The following is a 7483-nucleotide window of genomic DNA, read 5'->3' on the forward strand; positions in this document are numbered from 1 at the left end:
GCTAGGCAGGGGGACCCCGGGGGCCTTAAGTTTGCGGGCGCGTTTCACCCTTGATCGGCCGTGCCCACCATCCGTTTTGAACAGGAAGGCCAGCAGGTCGGTTGCATCGAGGGGGCAAACCTCCGCAAGGCGGCTCTGGACGCCGGGATCAACCCCTACAAGGGCCTCAACAACGTCAACAACTGCGGTGGCCTGGGCCAGTGCGGCACTTGCGTGATGGAGGTGGTCGAAGGCATGCAGAACCTCTCCCCCCGCAGCGATGTCGAGGAGGTGTACCTGGCCGATCGTCCCGCGAACTACCGCCTGAGCTGCCGCACCAGCGTCAATGGCGATGTCACCGTGCGCACCCGCCCCGCCGAGGCCGTCGGCAAGGGCTCCAACAGCCTGGTGGGAGCCCTGAAGGCCCTCGTCGGCCGCTGAGCAGGAGGCCTTTGGGCCGGGGCTGCCCGGCCGCTGCGCGGCGCCATGAAGCTCTACAGCTACCCAGCCTGCGGAACCTGCCGCAAGGCCCTCGCCTGGCTGCGGGACAGGGCGATCAGCGTCGATCCCATCGACATCACCCGTCAGCCTCCGACCCTGGAGGAACTGGGCCAGGCCCTTGAACAGCTGGGGCGCAAGCGACTGTTCAACACCAGTGGCCAGAGCTACCGCGCCCTCGGCTCCGCCGCCGTGCAGGCCATGGACGATGGTCAGGCCCTGGCTGCCCTCGCCGCAGACGGCAAGCTGATCAAGCGGCCGTTCCTGATCAGCGACGATGGCAGGATCCTGACCGGCTTCAAACCGGAGGAGTGGCAGGAGGCCCTGCTGGCACCGTGAATCCGCCCCCGGAACCCGGGGAAGGGGAGCCCGGCGAAGGTCGTGAGGGACTGCCGGAGGTCTCCCCAGCCGCTCCCGCGACCATCAGCTCATCGAGCTCACGGATCAGGGCATCGATGCCGGCCCGGCTGATCTGGCTGAGGTAGGAGCCCTTCAGCTGCTCCAGCAGCAAGCAGAGCAGCTCCTGGGAGCGCTCGAGCCCCGGGCCCTGCTCCAGAGCCAGGGCAAGCTCCTCCCAGAAGCGGTCGATGCAGCGCTGCAGCAGCTCCACCTGCAGATCATCCCGCTGGGCCAGGCGATTCCCCGTGGTGCGGGCCAGATCCAGCAGGCTGTCGACCATGCCCGCGGCCAGCTGGCGGCTCAGCCCGGTTTCCACCTGCAGGAGGGGCTGGAGCTGGCGCAGGGGAGGGGGAACGACGGTGCGGTCAAGGCTCTGCCGCAGGGTGTACCCCAGCACCCCCTGCAGTTCGGGTGCCAGGCGAGGGGCCACCTGGCTGAGCAGGAGCGGCCCCCAGATCCGCACCAGTTCGGCCAGTTCCCGCTCATCGCGGCTGCTGGCCACGCTCTGGTGGCTGCGCAGCGCCCGGATCCGCTGGGGCCACTGCCGCGAGCGGATCAACCCCTGAATGCCGTCGAGCAGCTGCAGGGCCAGCACCTCGAACAGCTCCACCGCCAGCAGGGCCACCACGCCGCGGCTCACCACGGCCCGCAGGGGCTCGAGGTTCACCAGGCCGGACGTCTGCAGCCGCTCCACCACGGGCAGCAGGCGCAGCCAGCGCCAGAAGGGCAGCAGCAGGGGCAGGTCGATCCAACGGCGCAGCAGGGCATCCCGCCAGCTCAGCCGCGGCAGACGCCGCTTCATCCGCACCACCCGGAGCAGGATGTCGAGGGCGAAGACGCTCTGGAACAGCAGCAGATCGATCCGCCAGAAGTGGTCGGTGGGTCGACCGTTCTCATCGATGGAGCGCCAGTAGTTCGTCTCCACCAGCGGCAGCACCTGCTCCGTCCAGAAGCGGCGCTCCTCGGACCAGGGATGGTCGGCCAGCCAGGGGTCACTGAGCAGCCGGGCCGTGGAGTCCTTGCCCGAATCCAGACCGGCACGCTTCTCGAGCCGGTTCTTGATCTTCTCGAGGGTGCCGGACTTCCCTGACGCCAGAAAGGGATTCTCATCGATCATCCGCGCCGTGAGTTCCACCTGCGTGTCCAGCAGGGAGCGCTGGGTGGCATCGGGCCGGGCGCCGGCCGGCAGGCTCTGCAGGGCCCGGTCCACCCGCTCGAAGTGGTCGCGGTAGGCCTGGGTCTGGCGATGGGGCTCGATGCCCTTGATCGGATCCACCCAGGGGGTGATGTCCGGCAGGAGGGTGAGCGGCACCACCAGGGGCACCGAGGGGATCGGGTAGAGGTTGCGCTGCAGCCAGAAGGTCCGCAGCGGCACATACGTGATGTCGAAGGCCACCCAGAGGAGGTTGAGCGTGGCCCAGAGCGCCACGAAACGGTCCCAGGCCAGCCCCCAGCGCCCCCCGTCAACGGTGGAAGCGCGCTGCCATCGCGGGCGGGCCATCAGCCGATCGGGGGTTCGGGCGTGCCTAATCTGCCGTGGCCGAGCCGTCATGCCGCAGCGGAGAGTCCTGGAGTTGAGCGAGCAGAACAGGGAGGTGGACACCGCCGGACCAGCCCCCTCCTCCGGCAGCCGGCCCCCCACCGGCCACAGCGACAGCCCCTGGCTGTTCTGGCGCAGTGTGCTGATGACCCTGGCGGTGGCCCTGGGGATCCGCCAGTTCCTCGTGGAGGCCCGCTACATCCCCTCAGGGTCGATGCTGCCGGGTCTCCAGATCCAGGACCGGCTGCTGGTGGAGAAGCTCACCTACCGCACCCGCGCCCCCCAGCGTGGCGAGATCGTGGTGTTCCACTCGCCCCACCACTTCGACCCGGTGCTGGCGAGCGGCACGGACCGCAACCCCCTGCGCTGCCTGATGGTCAACATCCCCTTCCTGGGATCCCTGCCGGGCCTGGCCAACCCCGCCTGCGACGCCTACATCAAGCGGGTCGTGGCCCTGCCGGGTGACCAGGTCACGGTCAACCCGATGGGCCAGGTCTTCATCGACGGCGTGAAGCTCACCGAGCCCTACGTGCGGAACTACTGCCCGGTCGACAGCCAGGGCATGGGTCCCTGCCGCACGATCAACGCGGTCGTGCCGGCCGGTCATGTGCTGACCCTGGGGGACAACCGGGCCAACAGCTGGGACGGACGCTTCTGGCCGGGGGGTGCGTTCCTGCCCACCCGGGAGATCATCGGCCGGGCCTTCTTCCGCTTCTATCCCCTCAAGCAGGCGGGGAGTCTGCTGCCGGCGGCAGAGGCTCCAGGCGCCACTGATCGGCAACCCTGAGGCCCGTGGCGCGCACCATGCCCCGCGGAGGCCGATCCAGCAGCGGCTGATTGGCCGCCAGGGAGGGACCGCCACCGGTCCCAGCGTTGCCCGCTCCCGGGCCCTGCTCGGCCCAGGGATCGAAGAGCAGCCAGCGGCGGCTGCCCACGGAGAGCTGCTCGGGCTCCTGCCGCAGCAGACGTGAAGGCCCCCAGCTGAGCACCTGCCAGAGCTGGCCTGGGGTCCAGCCTCGGAGGGCGACCAGCTCCTGCCAGAGGCTGGGCAGGACCAGGCCATGGCGGCCGCCGTGGCCCGCGACGCCGGGGCGGCGCTGATCCAGCGGCAGCAGCCGTTCCTCCGCGTCCAGGGGCTGGTGGTGGACCGCCACCCCCTGGAGCAGCCCGGCGGCAAGGGCATCGATCAGGGCCTGACGATCCCGGGGGGTGCCCAGGGAGGGTTCCAGCCGCCATCCCTCGGCCGTGGGCGCCAGGGAGGCGCTGTCCGCCACCAGGTGCCACCAGCACACCGTGGCGGCCGGGGGGCGCGGCGAACCGGCCAGGGCCTCGACGGCGGCGGCCGTGGAGAGATTCATCAAAACCAGGGAACGGGTTGCAGGGCCCTGGGCAAGGCTGAGCAGAGCCTGGAGCGGCAGAAGCTCGCTGTGGACCGGATCGGGGGGCCAGCCGGCCCTGAGGCTCTCCACGCCCTCGCGCACGAAGCCTCCACTGGTGAGGGCGGCGAGACGGGGCGCCACCAGGACCGGGGCGTCGCCCGCCTCGGCCAGGAGCAGACCCCGCTCCAGCAGCGGCCAGGGCGGGCACTCCGCCGCCGCGGCGAGACCCACCGCGCCGGCCTCGATCTGTTCGGCGTGGCAAGCCAGATCGGCGTCGGCGCCATCCCGACTGAAGCTGCCCCACAGCCGCAGCTCCAGGGGCGGGTCCCAGCGCAGCCCCAGCCGCTCGGGCCGGTCCCGCCATGGCCGGGCCCAGGGCAGCAGGGCAACGGTGCCGTAGCCCCCGGCGGCGGCGGCCGCCGCCAGGCTCGACAGGGTCTCGGCTGGCCCAGCCCATGGCTCCTCCAGCACACTGTGGGGATCGACCAGCACCGGCGCCAGCAGCCAGGGGCCCGCCTCGGTGGGTGCCAGGTCAAGCTGGCGCGCCCGGGCCACCGCCTCGGCCCCCAGCGCCTCCAACACCCCGTCCGCACCGATGAGGGCATCGCCAGCGCGGACCGGTTCCTGATCCGGACCCACCAGGATCTGGACCCGGTGCAGCCAGAGGGGCCCCGCCGCCACCTAGAGGGCTCCCGCAGCGGTGCGGTCGAGCACACCGCCGAGATGGGCCGTCAGGTTCATCGCCGCCACCACCGGGGTTCCGGCAGGTCCATTGGGGTAGTCCACCACGGTGACCCCGCCGTTGCCCTGCTTGATCATCCAGATGTCGGCAGGGGTGAGGCCGAGCAGCGCGCACAGAATGGTCTTGTTGACGGCATCGTGGGCGACCACCAGCGCGGTCTCGTCGGCGGAGAGGCTCGCGGCGATCCGCTGCCAGGTGCTGAGGGAACGCTGCCAGACGTCGTGAATCGTCTCGCCCTGGGGCATCTGCACCGTTTCCGGAGCCCGCTTCCAGTCGGCCAGCAGCTGGGACCAGCCCTCGGCGATCTCCCCTTCCAGCCGCCCCTCCCAGAGGCCATGGCCGATCTCGACCAGGCCGGTGGTGCTGGTCAGGGGCACCCCCGGATGGGAGGCGAGGATCGCCTCGGCCGTCTGGCGGGGACGGGCCATGGCGCTGGTGTAGGCCCGCTGGATCGCCACCGAAGCCAGAAACGCACCCGCCGCTTCGGCCTGGGCATGGCCATTGGCATTGAGGGGAATGTCGATCTGCCCCTGAAACCGTCCCTGGCGGTTCCAGTCGGTTTCGCCATGCCGCACCAGCAGCAGGCGGGGACAGGCCCCCTTGGGCGGAAGCGGATCGCCGAGGTGGGCTGAACTGTTCAGCGATTCGAGCTGAACGTCCGGCCGCTGCCGCTCGCCGGCCCTGAGATTGAGCACCGAGATGGAGCCGTTGTCGATCCGCAGCCGGCGAAACCCGGAGGCCTCCAGGCCGAGCAGGCTGAGCACCAGGCAGCGCAGGATGGCGTTGTGGGCCACCACCAGAACGCTGGCGGGATCACCGCCGGGGCCGTCCTCCCCGAGGGCTGCGCCATGCCGTTCGATCAGCCGCCGGCAGAAGCGATCCGCCTGCACCATCAGCTCGGGCAGGGGGCGGTAGCTGCTGCCGTCGGCGCGCTCGAGCACCAGCTCCTGGGGGGCTTCCCGCCACCGCTGCTCCTGCTCGGGGAAGCGCTCCCGCAGTTCACGCCGCAACAGGCCGCTCCAGGGGGCCAGATCGATCTCCATCAGATCGTCGTCCAGGCTGGCCTCGAGCCCCTGGCCGTGGGTCTGGAGCATCAGCCGGGCCGTGTCGGCGGCCCGGCGCAGCGGTGAGCTGTAGACCCCGCTGAAGGGCACGTCGGCCAGGGCCTCCCCCGCCGCCAGGGCCTGGCGCTCCCCCTCGGCCGTGAGCTCCGAGAGGTCATCACGCCCCTGGATGCGGTGCTCGACATTGAAGCTGCTCAGCCCGTGACGGACCAACACAATCCGAAGGGCCACGGACCTCTGGCTGCTCGGCCACATCGTATGGGAGCACGTCGAAGCGACCTGGGGGCAGCCATGGCCGCTGGCACGGCTCTGCGCCTGAGCCCCTGCCGCCGCCCTGCAGGGGGAGAATCGGGCGGATCACCTCACCGCGGGAGACGCGCTTGTCACCACGAGGCCCCGGAAGCCCCGGCTGGAAGACCCTCCTGGCCATGCTCAGCCTGGTGCTCAGTGGCCTGCTCTGGGTGAACGGCCTGCTGCAGAGCTTCGAGGAGCCCACCGTCGGCAATGTGCTGAACCAGCGCCAGCTGGAACTGGCCGCGCTGGCCGAACCGGCCCTCCCGCCGGCGCTCCAGGAGCCGCTGATCGGCGGGGATCCCCTGGACGATCTGCGCGAGGATCTGCGCAGCCGGCTGGAGGACTCGGCGGGGCCCGGGGAGCCGGAGACCCTGCTCCAGCTGGGACTGCTGGAGGCCCGCAGCGAGGGGGCGGCCGAGGCCCGCAGGCTGCGGGAGCGGCTGCTCGGGCAGATTCCACCGGACCAGCGGCCGCTGGTGGTCGCCCTCGAGGAGGGTGCGCCGCTGCCGGCGGCGGAGCGCGAGCTGCTCAGCAGCCCCTGGAGCCTCAGCCCCCTCAGCGAGCGGCTGGTCTGCGAGGCGCTGAGCACCACTCCGGAGCGCTGCACCGATCGGCAGCAGGCGGAACAGGCGCTCTGGCGCCTCGTGGGGGTGAGCTGGGCCCCGGGACTGCTGCTGCTCGCCGGCGCCGGGCTGCTGCTGCGGGAGGGTGTGCTGCGGTTGCGCGGCAGGGCCCCGGCGGCCCAGCCCCTGGTGGGTCCGAGCCTCGATCCGGTGGATGTCACGCTGCTGATCGCCGGTGGCTTCGTGGTGATCGGCGAGCTGGGGGTGCCCCTGGTGCTCGCTCCCGCCGTTCAGCCGCTGCTGCGGGCGCTCGACGGCGATCCCGCCCTGCAGCAGGGGGTGCTGATCCTGGTGCTCTACCTGGGGCTGATGGCCGCCCCCCTGGCCATCCTCTGGGCCCAGTTGCGCCCCCTGGAGCCCTGCCGTCCCGAAGGAGGATGGCTGCAGTGGCGCTGGCGCCCGCTGCCCAGCACCGTGCTGCGGGGACTGGCACAGGTGCTGATGGTGCTGCCGCTGGTGGCGCTGGTCGGCTGGCTGACGGAGCACCTGCTGGGGGATCAGGGTGGCAGCAATCCCCTGCTCGAGCTGGTGCTCACCACCAACCAGCCCCTGGCCCTGGCCTGTTTCGCCATCACCGCCGTGGTGCTGGCACCGCTGTTCGAGGAGACCCTGTTCCGGGGCGTGCTGCTGCCGGTGCTCGGGCGGAGCTGGGGCGGCGGAGTGGCGGTGGTGGTGAGCGCCGTGATCTTCGGGGTGGCCCACCTGAGCATCGGGGAACTGGCGCCCCTGGTGGTGCTCGGTCTCGGACTGGGCTGGCTGCGGCTGCAGGGAGGCCGGCTGGGCAGCTGCGTGCTGATGCATGCCCTCTGGAATGGCCTCACCTTCACCAACCTGTTGCTGCTGGCTGGCTGAGTGGCCCACAAAGCCTTGCTGTCCAGCGGGCGGGGTGGTTCACTTGCGCAGTGTTCGGCTCCGACCGTGGTCGCCTCGTTCTCGCCTCGGCAGGCTTCCACCCAGCAGGTCCT

At 71.1% G+C, this 7483-nt stretch carries 7 protein-coding genes; 4 read left to right on the forward strand and 3 right to left on the reverse strand.

Annotation, left to right across the window (positions count from 1 at the left end; genetic code table 11):
• Positions 1–60: 60 nt before the first annotated feature.
• Both ACLD7X_RS06405 and ACLD7X_RS06410 read left to right on the forward strand, forming a co-directional pair.
• Positions 61–420 (forward strand): 2Fe-2S iron-sulfur cluster-binding protein, encoded by a 360-nt coding sequence (locus ACLD7X_RS06405; protein WP_411422685.1) that lies wholly within the window; start codon positions 61–63, stop codon positions 418–420.
• Between the two features lie 45 nt (positions 421–465).
• On the forward strand, positions 466–816 hold the full coding sequence (locus ACLD7X_RS06410; RefSeq protein WP_411422686.1) for an arsenate reductase family protein: 351 nt from the start codon (positions 466–468) through the stop codon (positions 814–816).
• Here the strand turns inward: ACLD7X_RS06410 and ACLD7X_RS06415 are convergent.
• The gene (locus ACLD7X_RS06415) at positions 776–2377 is read right to left on the reverse strand and encodes a hypothetical protein (protein ID WP_412007043.1); all 1602 of its coding nucleotides are present in this window, start codon (positions 2375–2377) and stop codon (positions 776–778) included. The two genes, ACLD7X_RS06410 and ACLD7X_RS06415, sit on opposite strands and share 41 nt — an antisense overlap.
• Before the next feature lie 73 nt (positions 2378–2450).
• Here ACLD7X_RS06415 and lepB point away from each other — a divergent pair, with 73 nt between their 5' ends.
• Positions 2451–3203, forward strand: a complete 753-nt coding sequence (lepB, locus tag ACLD7X_RS06420; RefSeq protein ID WP_411422688.1) for a signal peptidase I — start codon at positions 2451–2453, stop codon at positions 3201–3203.
• Here lepB and ACLD7X_RS06425 read toward each other — a convergent pair.
• Together ACLD7X_RS06425 and ACLD7X_RS06430 are read right to left on the reverse strand one after the other, a co-directional pair.
• Positions 3139–4476, reverse strand: coding sequence for an amidohydrolase family protein (locus tag ACLD7X_RS06425; protein ID WP_411422689.1), 1338 nt, complete (start codon positions 4474–4476; stop codon positions 3139–3141). The genes lepB and ACLD7X_RS06425 overlap by 65 nt on opposite strands.
• Entirely contained in the window at positions 4477–5832 is a 1356-nt protein-coding gene (locus ACLD7X_RS06430) for a histidine phosphatase family protein (RefSeq protein WP_411422690.1), read from the reverse strand. It abuts the gene before it with no gap.
• Between the two features lie 197 nt (positions 5833–6029).
• Here ACLD7X_RS06430 and ACLD7X_RS06435 point away from each other — a divergent pair, with 197 nt between their 5' ends.
• Positions 6030–7370 carry a CPBP family intramembrane glutamic endopeptidase gene (locus ACLD7X_RS06435; protein ID WP_425625108.1) on the forward strand — a complete coding sequence of 447 codons (1341 nt, stop codon included), beginning with the start codon at positions 6030–6032 and terminating at the stop codon, positions 7368–7370.
• The last annotated feature ends 113 nt before the right edge of the window (positions 7371–7483 follow it).

Source organism: Aphanothece microscopica RSMan92, from assembly GCF_046613545.2.
GTDB lineage: Bacteria > Cyanobacteriota > Cyanobacteriia > PCC-6307 > Cyanobiaceae > NIES-981.

Excerpts from the sequence above, each read along its gene's own strand:
- ACLD7X_RS06435 (WP_425625108.1), top strand. The coding sequence starts at position 6,030 with ATGCTCAGCCTGGTGCTCAGTGGCCTGCTCTGGGTGAACGGCCTGCTG.
- ACLD7X_RS06410 (WP_411422686.1), top strand. The coding sequence starts at position 466 with ATGAAGCTCTACAGCTACCCAGCCTGCGGAACCTGCCGCAAGGCCCTC.
- ACLD7X_RS06415 (WP_412007043.1), bottom strand. The coding sequence starts at position 2,377 with ATGGCCCGCCCGCGATGGCAGCGCGCTTCCACCGTTGACGGGGGGCGC.